This window comes from Leclercia sp. S52, from assembly GCF_039727615.1.
In the GTDB taxonomy this organism is placed as follows: domain Bacteria; phylum Pseudomonadota; class Gammaproteobacteria; order Enterobacterales; family Enterobacteriaceae; genus Enterobacter; species Enterobacter adecarboxylatus_B.
This window is the reverse complement of sequence record NZ_CP152474.1, coordinates 2,750,552-2,765,766: the sequence shown is the minus strand read 5'-3', so window position 1 is coordinate 2,765,766 and position 15,215 is coordinate 2,750,552. Positions and strand designations below refer to the sequence as shown.

Annotated in this window: 11 protein-coding genes, 2 tRNA genes and 2 other RNA genes; 7 read left to right on the top strand and 8 right to left on the bottom strand. The window is 54.9% G+C overall.

Features of this window, described 5'->3' with window-relative positions:
- Positions 1–38 precede the first annotated feature (38 nt).
- Entirely contained in the window at positions 39–2,321 is a 2,283-nt protein-coding gene (locus tag AAHB66_RS13300) for a patatin-like phospholipase family protein (protein WP_347113247.1), read from the bottom strand.
- 349 nt (positions 2,322–2,670) lie between these two features.
- Here AAHB66_RS13300 and AAHB66_RS13295 point away from each other — a divergent pair, with 349 nt between their 5' ends.
- From AAHB66_RS13295 to narI, 4 genes are read left to right on the top strand one after another with little or no spacing between them, the layout of a single operon-like run.
- Entirely contained in the window at positions 2,671–6,414 is a 3,744-nt protein-coding gene (locus AAHB66_RS13295) for a nitrate reductase subunit alpha (RefSeq protein ID WP_347113246.1), read from the top strand.
- A complete protein-coding gene (narH, locus tag AAHB66_RS13290) occupies positions 6,411–7,946 on the top strand; it encodes a nitrate reductase subunit beta (RefSeq protein ID WP_032611297.1) in 1,536 nt (511 codons plus the stop codon). The genes AAHB66_RS13295 and narH overlap by 4 nt, the downstream gene beginning before the upstream one ends.
- Entirely contained in the window at positions 7,943–8,653 is a 711-nt protein-coding gene (gene narJ, locus AAHB66_RS13285) for a nitrate reductase molybdenum cofactor assembly chaperone (protein WP_347113245.1), read from the top strand. Before narH ends, narJ begins: the two co-directional genes overlap by 4 nt.
- Positions 8,653–9,330 carry a respiratory nitrate reductase subunit gamma gene (gene narI, locus AAHB66_RS13280; protein WP_106993195.1) on the top strand — a complete coding sequence of 226 codons (678 nt, stop codon included), beginning with the start codon at positions 8,653–8,655 and terminating at the stop codon, positions 9,328–9,330. The genes narJ and narI overlap by 1 nt, the downstream gene beginning before the upstream one ends.
- On the opposite strand, the gene AAHB66_RS13275 is transcribed toward narI, so the two are convergent.
- Complete coding sequence (locus AAHB66_RS13275) at positions 9,327–10,223, bottom strand: DMT family transporter (RefSeq protein WP_347116485.1); 897 nt, start codon at positions 10,221–10,223, stop codon at positions 9,327–9,329. The genes narI and AAHB66_RS13275 overlap by 4 nt on opposite strands.
- 107 nt (positions 10,224–10,330) lie before the next feature.
- Here AAHB66_RS13275 and AAHB66_RS13270 point away from each other — a divergent pair, with 107 nt between their 5' ends.
- Positions 10,331–10,774, top strand: coding sequence for an Lrp/AsnC family transcriptional regulator (locus AAHB66_RS13270; protein WP_166182709.1), 444 nt, complete (start codon positions 10,331–10,333; stop codon positions 10,772–10,774).
- 178 nt (positions 10,775–10,952) lie between these two features.
- Here AAHB66_RS13270 and AAHB66_RS13265 read toward each other — a convergent pair.
- From AAHB66_RS13265 to AAHB66_RS13240, 6 genes are all read right to left on the bottom strand, one after another.
- Positions 10,953–11,079: non-coding RNA, RtT sRNA (locus AAHB66_RS13265), on the bottom strand.
- 46 nt (positions 11,080–11,125) lie between these two features.
- Positions 11,126–11,210: transfer RNA gene (locus AAHB66_RS13260), tRNA-Tyr, on the bottom strand.
- 35 nt (positions 11,211–11,245) lie between these two features.
- Positions 11,246–11,377, bottom strand: a non-coding RNA gene (locus AAHB66_RS13255) — RtT sRNA.
- Positions 11,378–11,420: 43 nt separating this feature from the next.
- A tRNA-Tyr gene (locus tag AAHB66_RS13250) sits at positions 11,421–11,505 on the bottom strand.
- A 156-nt stretch (positions 11,506–11,661) separates the two neighbouring features.
- Positions 11,662–12,504: a formyltetrahydrofolate deformylase gene (purU, locus tag AAHB66_RS13245; protein WP_142489837.1), complete on the bottom strand. Its 843-nt coding sequence runs from the start codon at positions 12,502–12,504 to the stop codon at positions 11,662–11,664.
- Positions 12,505–12,550: 46 nt separating this feature from the next.
- On the bottom strand, positions 12,551–13,009 hold the full coding sequence (locus AAHB66_RS13240) for a YchJ family protein (RefSeq protein ID WP_347113244.1): 459 nt from the start codon (positions 13,007–13,009) through the stop codon (positions 12,551–12,553).
- A 115-nt stretch (positions 13,010–13,124) separates the two neighbouring features.
- On the opposite strand from AAHB66_RS13240, the gene rssA reads away from it, so the two are divergent.
- Positions 13,125–14,027, top strand: a complete 903-nt coding sequence (rssA, locus tag AAHB66_RS13235; protein WP_166182707.1) for a patatin-like phospholipase RssA — start codon at positions 13,125–13,127, stop codon at positions 14,025–14,027.
- Positions 14,028–14,119: 92 nt separating this feature from the next.
- Positions 14,120–15,133, top strand: coding sequence for a two-component system response regulator RssB (gene rssB / locus AAHB66_RS13230; RefSeq protein WP_347113243.1), 1,014 nt, complete (start codon positions 14,120–14,122; stop codon positions 15,131–15,133).
- Positions 15,134–15,215 lie beyond the last annotated feature (82 nt).

The window sequence follows — 15,215 nt, the reverse complement described above, 5'->3', positions numbered from 1 at the left end:
TTGATTATCCATTTGCGCGGCCTGGTGCCGCGCTTTTTTTATTTCAGCATCGCTGCAGTAATGGCTTTGCCCGCCTGTAAGCCGAGCTGGTGGTAGGCTTCCCATTGCTCTTCGTCGAAAAATTGGTCGCCTGTGGTCTGCTGAGGGAAATCAGGATGACGATTCGCATAGCTGGCAGTGTCGAGTCCCATCCCCTCCAGCAGGTGCGGCTTAACAATAATAAGTTTGCCCAACATAGCGTCGTGATTGGCCGTTTTAGGATAGTAGATTCTCGCTTTTATAAGAGGCAGGCATACACCTCCCTCTTTGAGCTGAGCCACCGATGTGCGCTTGCCGGTAATTGTCGGAGAAAAGAAGATCGAGATGCCGTAATCAATGCGCGCTTTGCGTACCAGATTTTCCAAATCTTCGAAGATAAACTCAGGATCAGCACCGCAGTCGGCAACCACAATAGTTTTTACCCGTCGTTTGAGGAGTGGATAAACACCGGTATTTTCGAAATGCCCGCCGTCAGAGAGATACCAGTATTGGCTTTTTTTACCGGGGAATCGGGCGAGCATTTCTGCGAAGAGGGCGGGTAGCGAGCCGGTAACTTCATTTTTCGGTTCAAGATTATTTTCCCAGTACCCCAGACGACCACCGATCAGAAAAAGCATAAATGCCAGCCCCGGAGCGGTGCGGGATCCCATACCGGTTGCCGCCGCCGCCCCCGATATTGCAATCCATTGTGATAACGTTGTTTGCTTTAAATAGTCAGTAGGCTCTGGCAAATGTGTGCCTGTTTCAATCCCAAACGAACTTACCGTGAGAGCAATCCCTTTTCGGTCGGCATTATAGTTTCCTGTACGATCGTCAACTGTCTGGTTAATACAGCAGGTAATCAGGTGAATCGGCCCCTGTTTTTTATGTGGCTGATAATCATTGAATTGAATGTCATCATCAGGTAGTGGAATCGTGACTTTTTCGATATTGCTCAGTTTCTCGCTAAATTTATCGCTCAGAGGATCATCACCAAAGCGATGATTTGGCCTGGTGCCAACATTCGCTACCGATAACCAGGCTCGCTCAATGCGAGAGCGGTATAAGTGATGTAAAGAGCTCAGATTAAGAAATGAAATAATTCGCTGCGGTTGGCAGATAAACCAGAAAAAAATAATAATGCCCAGACTGAGCAGTAAGGGCCAGATAGCGTAGCTGAGCAGTGAATCGTACCGCATAAAATGAATCTCAGCGGCACAGACGGTAATGAGTGAAAAACCAATCAGCAGATATCCAAGCATGTTCGCGCTCTGTATCAAACCCATTGAGACCAGAGGACTGCGCGTCGTCAGTTTACGCAATACTGTTTTTACACCGTCTATTTCCCAAATAATTTTCAACAGAGTGATCACAGCCGGAGGAAGTAGGGTGGTTGAGATGAAATTGCCTCTCGACCAGACTAACCCCAGACCATATATCACCCACAGGATGATGATTGTGCCTGTTAGCCACAGGCTTTTTGACATCGCTCGGGTGAGTTGCTGTCTAAGCTTACCAGCATCATCACTGAGCGGTGTTAACGGGATTTTAATCAAACGCGTATTAATCGCCCCGATAATGATCAGCGGGATGAGTGGCCAGCATGAAAACCAGATGTAGTATAAAAAATCGGTTATCAATGCCAGTACCAGATAACAACATGCCGCAACCACAAAGGCGGTCTGTATTGATTTTTCGGGCTGTTCTTCATCGAGTATCCAGTACGCTACCGCCAGCGCAGCTGAAAAAAAGAGTGGGACCGATAGCGCAATAAGCCAGGGCGTTGTCGCCTGCGATTCCGGTCTGAGAACCAGCAGAGTATTCAGACTGATTGCGATGCCGCTAACAACCAGACACATTAACGTCACAAGAAATAATGCAGCAAAGAAAGATCGAAAGATCTGGGTTATCGCCAGTGACTTATCGAGAAAGCCCGCCGGAGTGAGATAACGGCCATTATTACGGAGCCATGCCAGTAAAATAGAATCGTCACTGGCTAAGGCATTTTCAACCACCTCGGGCTGGACATCAGGTTTATATAAACGCCCCAACATGCCGCCTAAATATCCTCCGCCCGATACGGTCGACAGATAATCGAATTTTTTCAGCAATCCTTTTTTAGCCAGCGCACGAACCAGTCCTAAACAAAAGGTCGCACTGCGGATCCCGCCTCCGGACAATGCGAGTCCGACTGTGCCTGTTTCATCAATCGGGGGCAGGTTTTGTATTTCTCGGCGCCTGTTAATGCTGTCGGCTTCTGTCTCAGCCGCCAGGTCGGGAACATCAGAGGATTCGCTCATCATTTCGCCCTTACAAGGCTATTCACGAGGCAGATAAAGAGACTGTAGACGAAGAAATAAAAAATGAGACTCATACACTGTGCTGATGAATAAACACCGTTCTACCCCTTAATAACTAAGCGGGATGGACTTTTAAGTCATATCAGAATGCCTTTTGTAAATTTTATTAAAAATCAGTAATTTAATAAATGTGAAGCACTACCCTTTTAGGGGTATTTTGCGTGTAAGCCAGTCTGACCATCCCCGGTCCCCTTGATCGTTATCAATTCCCACCATCTTTCAGAGCGTTACCTTCGCTGCAAATCAGCAATGTCGATTTAGAGAGCCACAGGCTCCACACAGGAGATACCCGATGAGCAAATTTTTGGACCGGTTTCGCTACTTCAAACAGAAGGGTGAGACTTTTGCCGATGGGCACGGCCAGGTTCTGGAGACCAACCGGGACTGGGAAGACGGTTACCGTCAGCGCTGGCAGCATGACAAAGTTGTCCGTTCCACCCACGGCGTAAACTGCACCGGCTCATGCAGCTGGAAGATTTTCGTGAAAAACGGTCTGGTGACCTGGGAAATGCAGCAGACCGACTATCCGCGCACCCGCCCGGATATGCCAAACCACGAACCGCGTGGCTGCCCGCGTGGCGCCAGCTACTCCTGGTATCTCTACAGCGCCAACCGCCTGAAATACCCTCTGATGCGTAAACGCCTGATGAAAATGTGGCGTGAAGCAAAAGTGCAGCACAGCGATCCGGTTGAGGCCTGGGCATCTATCATCGAAGACGCTGACAAAGCGAAAAGCTTCAAGCAGGCGCGCGGTCGCGGCGGATTTGTCCGCTCCTCCTGGCAGGAAGTGAACGAGCTGATTGCCGCCTCGAACGTCTATACCGTCAAAACCTACGGCCCGGACCGTGTTGCGGGCTTCTCGCCGATCCCGGCGATGTCGATGGTCTCCTATGCCTCCGGCGCGCGTTATCTGTCGCTTATCGGCGGAACCTGCCTGAGCTTCTACGACTGGTACTGCGACCTGCCGCCTGCGTCTCCGCAGACCTGGGGCGAGCAGACCGACGTACCTGAATCTGCTGACTGGTACAACTCCAGCTACATCATCGCCTGGGGCTCTAACGTTCCACAGACCCGTACCCCGGACGCCCACTTCTTTACCGAAGTACGTTACAAAGGCACCAAAACCGTTGCCGTGACTCCGGACTACGCCGAAATCGCCAAACTGTGCGACCTGTGGCTGGCACCGAAGCAGGGTACGGATGCCGCAATGGCGCTGGCAATGGGCCACGTGATGCTGCGTGAGTTCCACCTCGACAAGCCAAGCCAGTACTTCACCGACTACGTGCGCAAATATACCGACATGCCGATGCTGGTGATGCTGGAAGAGCGCGATGGTTATTACGCCGCAGGCCGTATGCTGCGTGCCGCCGATCTGGTGGACGCGCTGGGCCAGGAAAACAATCCTGAATGGAAAACTGTTGCCTGTAACAGCAACGGCGAACTGGTAGCACCAAACGGCTCTATCGGTTTCCGCTGGGGCGAGAAGGGCAAATGGAACCTCGAGCAGCGCAATGGCGCGACGGGCGAAGAGACTGAACTGCGCCTGAGCATGCTGGGGAGCCAGGACGAAATCGCCGACGTCGGCTTCCCGTACTTCGGTGGCGAAGGTTCAGAGCACTTCAACAAGGTTGAGCTGCAAAACATCCTGATGCACAAACTGCCGGTGAAACGCCTGCAGCTGGCCGACGGCTCTACCGCGCTGGTGACCACCGTTTACGACCTGACCCTGGCCAACTACGGCCTGGAGCGCGGTCTGAACGATGAAAACTGCGCCACTAATTATGACGACGTTAAAGCCTACACCCCGGCCTGGGCAGAGCAGATCACCGGCGTACCGCGGGCGCACATCATCCGCACCGCGCGTGAATTTGCTGATAACGCAGATAAAACCCACGGTCGGTCGATGATCATCGTCGGTGCCGGTCTGAACCACTGGTATCACCTCGATATGAACTATCGCGGTCTGATCAACATGCTGATCTTCTGCGGCTGCGTCGGTCAGAGCGGCGGCGGCTGGGCTCACTATGTCGGCCAGGAAAAACTGCGTCCGCAGACCGGCTGGCAGCCGCTGGCGTTTGCCCTTGACTGGCAGCGTCCGGCGCGTCACATGAACAGCACCTCTTACTTCTATAACCACTCCAGCCAGTGGCGCTACGAGACGGTGACCGCGCAGGAACTGCTGTCGCCAATGGCGGATAAATCCCGCTACAGTGGCCACCTGATCGACTTCAACGTGCGTGCGGAGCGCATGGGCTGGCTGCCGTCTGCGCCACAGCTGGGGACCAACCCACTGCGCATCGCCGAAGAGGCGAAGAAAGCGGGCATGACGCCGGTGGACTACACCGTCAAATCCCTGAAAGAGGGCTCGATTCGCTTTGCGGCCGAACAGCCGGAAAACGGGAAAAACCATCCGCGCAACCTGTTTATCTGGCGCTCCAACCTGCTGGGCTCGTCCGGTAAAGGCCACGAGTACATGCTGAAGTACCTGCTCGGTACCGAAAACGGTATCCAGGGCAAAGATCTCGGCAAGCAGGGCGGGGTTAAACCTGAAGAGGTGGAGTGGAAAGACAACGGCCTGGACGGCAAGCTGGATCTGGTGGTGACGCTCGACTTCCGTCTCTCCAGCACCTGCCTCTACTCCGACATCGTGCTGCCGACCGCCACCTGGTACGAAAAAGACGACATGAATACCTCGGATATGCATCCGTTTATTCATCCGCTGTCTGCCGCCGTTGATCCGGCGTGGGAATCGAAAAGCGACTGGGATATCTACAAGGACATCGCGAAGAAATTCTCCGAAGTCTGCGTGGGCCACCTCGGCAAAGAGACCGACGTGGTGACGCTGCCCATCCAGCACGACTCCGCCGCCGAACTGGCGCAGCCGCTGGACGTGAAGGACTGGAAAAAAGGCGAATGCGACCTGATCCCGGGCGTAACGGCTCCGCACATTATTCCGGTTGAACGTGATTATCCGGCAACCTACGAACGCTTTACCTCTATCGGCCCGCTGCTGGAGAAAGTTGGTAACGGTGGGAAAGGCATTGCCTGGAACACCCAGACTGAGATGGATCTGCTGCGTAAGCTCAACTACACCAAAGCGGACGGCCCGGCGAAAGGCCAGCCAATGCTGAACACCGCCATTGATGCGGCAGAGATGATCCTGACCCTGGCCCCGGAAACCAACGGCCACGTGGCGGTGAAAGCCTGGGCAGCGCTGAGCGAGTTTACCGGCCGTGACCACACGCATCTGGCGACCAATAAAGAGGAAGAGAAGATCCGCTTCCGCGATATTCAGGCCCAGCCGCGCAAAATCATCTCCAGCCCGACCTGGTCTGGCCTGGAAGATGAGCACGTCTCCTATAACGCCGGTTATACCAACGTTCACGAGCTGATCCCATGGCGTACCCTGACCGGTCGTCAGTCCCTGTATCAGGATCACCAGTGGATGCGCGACTTCGGTGAGAGCCTGCTGGTGTACCGTCCGCCAATCGACACCCGCTCGGTGAAAGCCGTGATGGGCGCGAAATCGAACGGCAATCCGGAGAAGGCGCTGAACTTCCTGACGCCGCACCAGAAGTGGGGTATCCACTCCACCTACAGCGACAACCTGCTGATGCTGACCCTGTCACGCGGTGGTCCGATTGTCTGGATGAGCGAAGCGGATGCCAAAGATCTGGGTATCGAAGATAACGACTGGATCGAGGTGTTCAACAGCAACGGTGCCCTGACGGCGCGTGCGGTAGTAAGCCAGCGCGTACCGGCCGGGATGACCATGATGTATCACGCGCAGGAGCGTATCGTTAACCTGCCGGGGTCCGAGATCACCGAGCAGCGCGGCGGGATCCACAACTCCGTGACCCGTATTACGCCGAAACCGACCCATATGATCGGCGGCTATGCGCAGCTGGCCTACGGCTTTAACTACTACGGCACCGTAGGATCGAACCGCGATGAGTTCGTAGTGGTACGTAAGATGAAGAATATTAACTGGTTAGACGGCGAAGGGTGTGACCAGGTACAGGAGAGCGTAAAATGAAAATTCGTTCACAAGTCGGCATGGTGCTGAATCTGGATAAATGCATCGGCTGTCACACCTGTTCAGTCACCTGTAAAAACGTCTGGACCAGCCGGGAAGGTATGGAGTACGCCTGGTTCAACAACGTCGAAAGCAAGCCGGGCACCGGCTTCCCGACCGACTGGGAAAACCAGGAGAAGTGGAAGGGCGGCTGGATCCGTAAAATCAATGGCAAACTGCAGCCGCGCATGGGTAACCGCGCGCTGCTGCTGGGTAAAATCTTCGCCAACCCGCATCTGCCGGGCATCGACGATTACTACGAGCCGTTTGATTTCGACTACCAGAACCTGCACAACGCGCCGGAGAGCAAACACCAGCCGATCGCCCGTCCACGCTCGTTGATCACCGGTCAGCGCATGGACAAGATCACCAGCGGGCCAAACTGGGAAGAGATTCTGGGCGGTGAGTTCGAAAAACGCGCCAAAGACCAGAACTTCGAGAACATGCAGAAGGCGATGTACGGCCAGTTCGAAAACACCTTCATGATGTATCTGCCGCGTCTGTGCGAACACTGCCTCAACCCGGCCTGTGTCGCGACCTGCCCGAGCGGCGCCATCTACAAGCGTGAAGAAGACGGCATCGTGCTGATCGACCAGGACAAGTGCCGCGGCTGGCGTATGTGCATCACCGGCTGCCCGTACAAAAAGATCTACTTCAACTGGAAGAGCGGCAAGTCCGAGAAGTGCATCTTCTGCTACCCGCGTATCGAAGCCGGTATGCCGACCGTCTGCTCTGAGAGCTGCGTAGGCCGTATCCGCTACCTTGGCGTGCTGCTGTATGACGCAGACGCGATTGAGAACGCGGCAAGCACCGAGCATGAGAAAGATCTCTATCAGCGTCAGCTGGACGTGTTCCTCGATCCGAACGATCCGAAGGTGATCGCTCAGGCGCTGGCAGACGGCATTCCGCAGAGCGTGATTGACGCGGCGCAGCAGTCGCCGGTCTACAAAATGGCGATGGACTGGAAGCTGGCCCTGCCGCTGCATCCGGAATACCGCACTCTGCCGATGGTCTGGTACGTGCCGCCGCTGTCGCCGATTCAGTCTGCAGCGGACGCGGGCGAGCTGGGCAGCAACGGCATTCTGCCGGATGTCGAAAGCCTGCGTATCCCGGTTCAGTATCTGGCGAACCTGCTGACCGCCGGTGACACCCAGCCGGTACTGCTGGCCCTGAAACGTATGCTGGCGATGCGCCACTTCAAACGTGCGGAGACCGTTGACGGCGTCATCGACACCCGCGCGCTGGAAGAGGTGGGCTTAAGCGAAGCTCAGGCCCAGGAGATGTACCGCTACCTGGCGATTGCTAACTACGAAGACCGTTTCGTGGTGCCAAGCAGCCATCGTGAGCTGGCCCGTGAAGCCTTCCCGGAAAAAAGCGGGTGTGGCTTTACCTTCGGCGACGGTTGCCACGGTTCAGACAATAAATTCAACCTGTTCAACAGCCGTCGCATCGACGCGATGGATGTGACCAGCAAAACGGAGCCGCACCAATGATTGAACTCGTCATTGTTTCGCGTCTGCTCGAGTACCCGGATGCTGCCCTTGTGCAGCATCAACAGGAACTCTTTGATGCACTCGCGTCATCGGAAAACCTGGACAAAGAGGATGCTCAGAAACTGGGCGTTTTCCTGCGTGACCTGTTAGCGCGCGATCTTCTGGATGCACAGTCTGACTACAGCCAGCTGTTTGACCGCGGCCGCGCCACCTCGCTGCTGCTGTTTGAACACGTTCACGGCGAATCCCGCGATCGCGGTCAGGCGATGGTGGACCTGATGGCCCAGTACGAGCAGCACGGTATGCAGCTCGACAGCCGCGAGCTGCCGGATCACCTGCCGCTGTACCTGGAGTATCTGGCGCATCTGCCGAAAGAAGAGGCGCTGGGCGGCCTGCACGATATCGCGCCGATCCTGGCGTTGCTGGGCGCGCGTCTGCAGCAGCGTGAAAGCCGCTATGCGGTGCTGTTCGATCTGCTGGTGAAGCTGGCCAACGCCTCGGTCGACAGTGAAAAAGTGGCGGAGAAAATCGCGGATGAAGCCCGGGATGACACCCCACAGGCGCTGGATGCGGTCTGGGAAGAGGAGCAGGTGAAGTTCTTTGCTGACCAGAGCTGCGGCGAGTCCGAAATCTCTGCTCACCAGCGTCGTTTTGCCGGTGCTGTTGCCCCGCAATATTTGAATATCTCTAACGGAGGACAGCAATAATGCACTTCCTGAATATGTTCTTCTTCGATATCTATCCGTACATTGCGGGTTCGGTATTTCTGATTGGTAGCTGGCTGCGTTACGACTACGGTCAGTACACCTGGCGCGCCGCCTCCAGCCAGATGCTGGATCGCAAAGGGATGAACATGGCATCGAACCTGTTCCACATCGGGATTCTGGGTATTTTTGCCGGTCACTTCCTCGGGATGCTGACCCCGCACTGGATGTATGAATCCTTCCTGCCGATGGATGTGAAGCAGAAGATGGCGATGATTGCTGGGGGGGCCTGCGGCGTGATGACGCTGGTAGGCGGCCTGATGCTGCTGAAACGTCGTCTGTTCAGCCCGCGCGTGCGCGCCACCACCACCGGGGCGGATATTCTGATCCTCTCTCTATTGATGGTGCAGTGTGCGCTGGGTCTGCTGACCATTCCGTTCTCTGCGCAACACATGGACGGCAGCGAAATGCTGAAGCTGGTGGGTTGGGCGCAGTCGGTGGTCACTTTCCACGGCGGTGCGTCTGAGCATCTCGACGGCGTGGCCTTTGTCTTCCGCGTGCACCTGGTGCTGGGTATGACCCTGTTCCTGCTGTTCCCGTTCTCCCGTCTGGTGCATATCTGGAGCGCGCCGGTGGAGTACCTGACGCGCAGATATCAGATTGTGCGCGCCCGCCGCTAATCCGCAGTTTTAATCGAAACCCCGCTCTGGCGGGGTTTTTTTTCGCCCCAGCCGAGGTTGTTGCCCGCCGCGGCGAGAAGAATCAAGGCCCCGCCGGCCAGTTGAGTAAGGTTCAGCGAGTGGCCAAACACCAGATTATCGACAATCAGCGCGACCACCGGATAGATAAACGACAGCGAGCCGATAATCGGGGTAGGGAGCTTCTGAATCGCGCTGTAGAGCAGCTGATACATGATCCCGGTGTGGATAATGCCGAGCGTCAATAAAATTCCCCACGGGAAATCGGCGGAGAAGGTCGGCATCTGCGCCAGCGGCAGGAGCATCACCACGCCGGTCAGGACCTGAATAAAGGCGATATGCTGCGGCGCGATACTTTTTAACCTGCGCGTGATGATGGCGGTGAGGGCATAGAAGAACGCCGCGCCCAGCGCCAGGCCGATACCGGCCAGCCATCCCGTTTCATGTCCGCCCGTCAGTTCGCTGGAGAGCAGAATCACCACGCCACCAAAGGCGAGGAGCAACCAGCCCCATTTCACCAGGCTGACCCGTTCGCCCAGCAGCATGCCCATCAGCACCAGCATGAAAGGCTGGGTGTTGTAGACCACCGTCGAGAGGCCGATAGAGATACGCTCAAAGGCGGCGAACAGCAGCAGCCAGTTCACCACCAGCGCGACGCCGCCGAGAACGGCGAGGCCCAGCGTGACTTTGGTTAACGGGCTGAACGGCTGTTTACTGAAACGGATAAAGAGAAACAGCGCGATGGCACCGATCAGACAGCGCCAGAACACCACTTCGGTCACCGGCAAACCGGAAAGTAAAACAAACGCGCCGATAGAGCCGGAAATCAGCATCGCCAGGCTCATTTGCCAGACGCCCTGTTGAATGTCACGCATCATACACCTCCTGATTAATGACCTTATTGTTGAAAAAAAGTGTCCGGTTTTACAGCGCTGAATTAAGGTAGTAAAGGTAATTTGCTTTTTTAAATTAGGTGGAATTTATGGATTACCTTATCGATGAGATCGACCGTCGGATTCTGGCCTGTCTGGTGGAAGATGCCCGCATGTCGCTGAAGGTGCTGAGTGGCCGGGTTGGGCTTACATCTCCCAGTACGGCAGAGCGATTAAAGCGGCTGGAAGAGCGGGGCGTCGTTCAGGGATATGGCGCGCGGGTCAACCTGGCGGCGTTAGGCTATACCCTGCAGGCGCTGGTGCGCGTGCGGCCATTGCCGGGGTTATTGCATAAGGTGGATAAATATATTCAGGCGATGCCGGAGTGTATTGAAAGCGACAAAGTGACCGGCGAGGACTGTTTTGTTATCAGGCTGGTGGTGCGCTCGATCGAGCAGCTGGATACGCTGCTGGATGGGCTGGCAGAACATGCCCAGTGCAATACGTCGATTGTGAAGAGTTCACCGGTGACGCGTCGGTTGCCGCCGTTGTAGGGATTTTGCCGGGTGGCGGCTGCGCCTTACCCGGCCTACGGGTATGGTGCGGTTTTCTATTTTTGTAGTATTTTTGTAGCCCCGGTAAGCGTAGCGCCACCGGGGAAAACAGGTGCGCAGAATCGGATGAAATTGTTGTTATTTTAGAAATCGGAGATTTGAAGCGATTTGGAAGTAATGGTGGTGGGGGAAGGATTACTCGGCTGCGCCTCGCCCTTCGGGTCGTTGCCTGCGGCAACGCTTTCTCGCTACGCTCGAATCGAACCCTGGTCGAAGCTTCTCATCCTTCCCTGCATCGGAAGAATATAAGGCAAAGTCTTTTTTTTGAGAGTCAGTATGCTTTGGAAGTGATGGTGGTGGGGGAAGGATTCGAACCTTCGAAGTCGATGACGGCAGATTTACAGTCTGCTCCCTTTGGCCGCTCGGGAACCCCACCAGGGGTAATTCACATTTTGAGGTAAAGCTTGAAGATGGTGGTGGGGGAAGGATTATTCGTCGCTTCGCTCCTCACCCTTCGGGCCGTTGCCTCTGGCAACGTTGTCTCGCTTTCGCTCGACTCGAACCTTAATCGAAGGTTCTCACCCTTCCCGATAAGTGCAAACTTCGCTACATCTCATCGGTGTTACCACATCGATGTGGTGAATAATGGTGGTGGGGGAAGGATTCGAACCTTCGAAGTCGATGACGGCAGATTTACAGTCTGCTCCCTTTGGCCGCTCGGGAACCCCACCACGGGGTAATGCTTTTACTGGCCTGCTTCCTTGCGGGAAGCGGGGCGCATCATATCAAATGACGCGCCCCTGTAAAGACTTCCTTTGCTAAATTGAATCGTTTGCCTGATTTTTGCCCATAAAGCCGCAAAGCTAATCAATTCATTTTATAAAGGATTAAAGAATAATCGTTCGGTTACCGTAGACAAAGACACGCTGCGCCAGCACCTGATACAGCGCCCGGCTTAACACATTTTTCTCGACGTCACGGCCGGCGCGCATCATATCTTCTGCCGTGTAGGTGTGATCGACATGAATCACGTCCTGCATGATGATTGGACCTTCATCCAGGTTGTCATTTACGTAATGCGCCGTGGCGCCAATGATCTTCACGCCGCGCTCGTACGCCTGGTGATAAGGACGCGCACCGATAAAGGCCGGCAGGAACGAGTGGTGAATATTGATGATCTTATTCGGGAACCGCGCGACAAAAGAGGGCGTCAGAACGCGCATGTATTTCGCCAGCACTACGTAATCCGGGTTATGCGCTTCGATGGCCTGCGCCATCAAATTATCATGCTCTTCACGGGTATGGCCTTCATGGCTGACCAGCTCAAACGGAATATCAAAGCGCTCGACCAGCGTGCGCAGCGTCTCGTGGTTGCCAATGACCGCGGCGATCTCCACATCCAGACCGCCGTAGTTGGCTTTCATCAGCAGATCGCCCAGGCAGTGCGCCTCTTTGGTGACCAGAATCACCACCCGGCGACGACCGGCTGGGGTCAGCTCGCGGACGGATCCTTCCGGCAGCGCGCCGTCCAGATCGGCCAGCAGCGTCACGTCGTTGAAAATCCCTTCCAGCTCGGTACGCATAAAGAAGCGGCCGGTACGGTGATCAACAAACTCGTTGTTCTGCACGATGTTCAGTTCATGCTTATAGCAAATGTTGGTAATACGGGCGATCAGCCCTTTCTGGTCGGGACAAATGGTGCGCAGCACTTTGCGTTGTGTTGATTGCATTGCCGGAAAATCCTTTGCGTGTTTGCTGAAACGGTGTCGTCAGGCCTTATTGCCCGCAACACTTTTTAAATTTTTTACCTGAACCACAGGGGCAGGGGTCATTACGACCGAACTGCGGACGCGTACCGTCAATATAGTACCACCGACCGCCTTCCTTTAAGAAACGCGAGCGTTCGATGATGGCACCAGCTTTCCCCTGTTCGGTAAAGCGGGCCACAAAGCTGACGAACCCCTCGTTCTCATCCTTGCCTGCCGCCGTTTCGTACTGGGTCAGCCCGGCCCATTGCGTGTTTGCAAATCCGGCCTCGATCTCCTGACGAAAATCAGCAGCATGGCACGATGGGTGCCAGGTCTTAATCAGGTAGTCTGCGTCCCGCATCACAAAAGCGGCATATCGGGACCGCATAAGTGAGGCCGGGTCCGGTGCAACCTGTTCACCAGTAAGATATCGCTGGCAACATAGGCTATACTCGAGAGCGCTACCGCAGGGACAGAGTTGAGACACGATTCTCTTCCTGAAACTAAAAAATGAATGGCGCATAACGCCAGGGTGGCACTATGTTAACTGAGCGGTTGCAATGACGCTATGCCAGGAATCCAGGGGACGTTAAACAGGGCTAATGAGAAAAGTTAAAATCGGACTGGCGTTGGGCTCAGGAGCAGCCCGGGGCTGGTCGCATATTGGTGTGATCAACGCCTTACAACGTTTAGGTATCGAAATAGATATTGTCGCAGGTTGTTCAATAGGTTCTCTGGTGGGGGCCGCTTATTCGTGTGGCAAACTCCCCGAGCTGGAAACCTGGGTACGATCTTTTAGCTACTGGGATGTCCTGCGCCTGATGGATCTCTCCTGGCAACGTGGCGGGTTGTTACGCGGTGAGCGCGTCTTTAACCGTTTCCGCCAGGTCATGCCCCTGACCGAATTCTCCAGCTGCCAGATGCCTTTTGGTGCGGTTGCTACCAACCTCAGCACCGGCCGGGAAATCTGGTTCACCGAAGGCGATATTCATCTTGCCGTCCGCGCCTCCTGTAGCATGCCGGGCCTGATGGCTCCGGTTCCGCACAATGGTTACTGGCTGGTGGACGGCGGCGTTGTCAATCCTGTGCCCATTTCCCTGACCCGCGCGATGGGGGCCGATATCGTGATTGCGGTCGATCTCCAGCATGATGCCCACCTGATGCAGCAGGACCTGATGCCGGTCAATACCCAAACGGATGACGGTGCACTCGACGATCTCGCCTGGCATGAAAAGCTGCGCGGACGTCTGAGCCGTGTGGCGACGCGTAAACGGGTCGCCGCACCGACCGCCATGGAGATCATGACAACCTCGATTCAGGTGCTGGAAAATCGCCTGAAACGCAATCGAATGGCGGGTGACCCGCCGGATATATTGATTCAACCTTTTTGTCCACAAATTTCAACGCTCGATTTCCATCGCGCAGAGGCGGCGATAACCGCTGGCGCACAGGCTGTCGAAAAGAAAATGGATGAATTATTACCTTTGGTGCGGGCTTCTGCCTGAGCACGCTTTTTTTGATTACTTCAGCAAAATCTGACAGGCGATAGTACCGATAGCATGCCACTATTGATCTATTGTCAGCGCCGGGAGAGACCATGACACAGCCATTAGCCGGGAAACAAATTCTGATAGTTGAAGACGAGCCTGTTTTCCGCTCATTACTGGATTCGTGGCTTTCATCATTGGGAGCAACAACAGCACTCGCGGGGGATGGCGTCGACGCCCTCGAAAAAATGGCGGGTCTGAAGCCCGATCTGATGATTTGCGATATCGCCATGCCGCGGATGAACGGTCTGAAGCTGGTGGAGCATTTACGTAACGCGGGGGACCAGATCCCTATCCTTGTTATTTCTGCCACCGAGAATATGGCCGACATCGCCAAAGCGTTGCGTCTGGGCGTACAGGATGTCCTGCTTAAGCCGGTGAAAGATCTTAACCGTCTGCGTGAAACTGTTCTCGCCTGCCTCTACCCCAATATGTTTAATTCCCGGGTAGAAGAAGAAGAGCGACTTTTTCAGGACTGGGATGCGCTGGTTAATAACCCCACCGCGGCGGCGAAGCTTTTACAGGAGCTGCAGCCACCGGTGCAGCAGAACATCTCCGGATGTAAAGTCAATTACCGTCAGCTGATGGCCGCCGATCAACCTGGCCTGGTGCTGGATATCGCTCCGCTATCCGATAACGATCTGGCGTTTTATTGTCTGGACGTTACCCGGGCGGGAGATAACGGCGTGCTGGCTGCGTTATTATTACGCGCTCTGTTTAATGGTTTGCTCCAGGAACAACTTTCTCATCAGGGGCAACGCCTGCCAGAGTTAGGGAGTTTACTTAAACAGGTTAACCAGCTGCTTCGTCAGGCAAGTTTACCTGGCCAATTTCCGTTACTGGTCGGTTATTACCACAGCGGCCTGAAAAATTTGATTCTGGTCTCTGCCGGACTTAATGCCACGCTTAATACTGGCGAACATCATATTCAGGTCAGCAACGGCGTTCCGTTAGGAACCTTAGGCAATACCTATCTTAATCAAATAAGCCACCGCTGCACCTCATGGCAATGCCAAATTTGGGGGGCAGGAGGACGGTTGCGCTTAATGTTGTCCACGGAATAATCAGTTGGAATTTAAACGGTAGATAGCTTTACCGTCGTTTCACCGGCAATGCTACTATCGTTGCAAGTTATCATTCGTATTT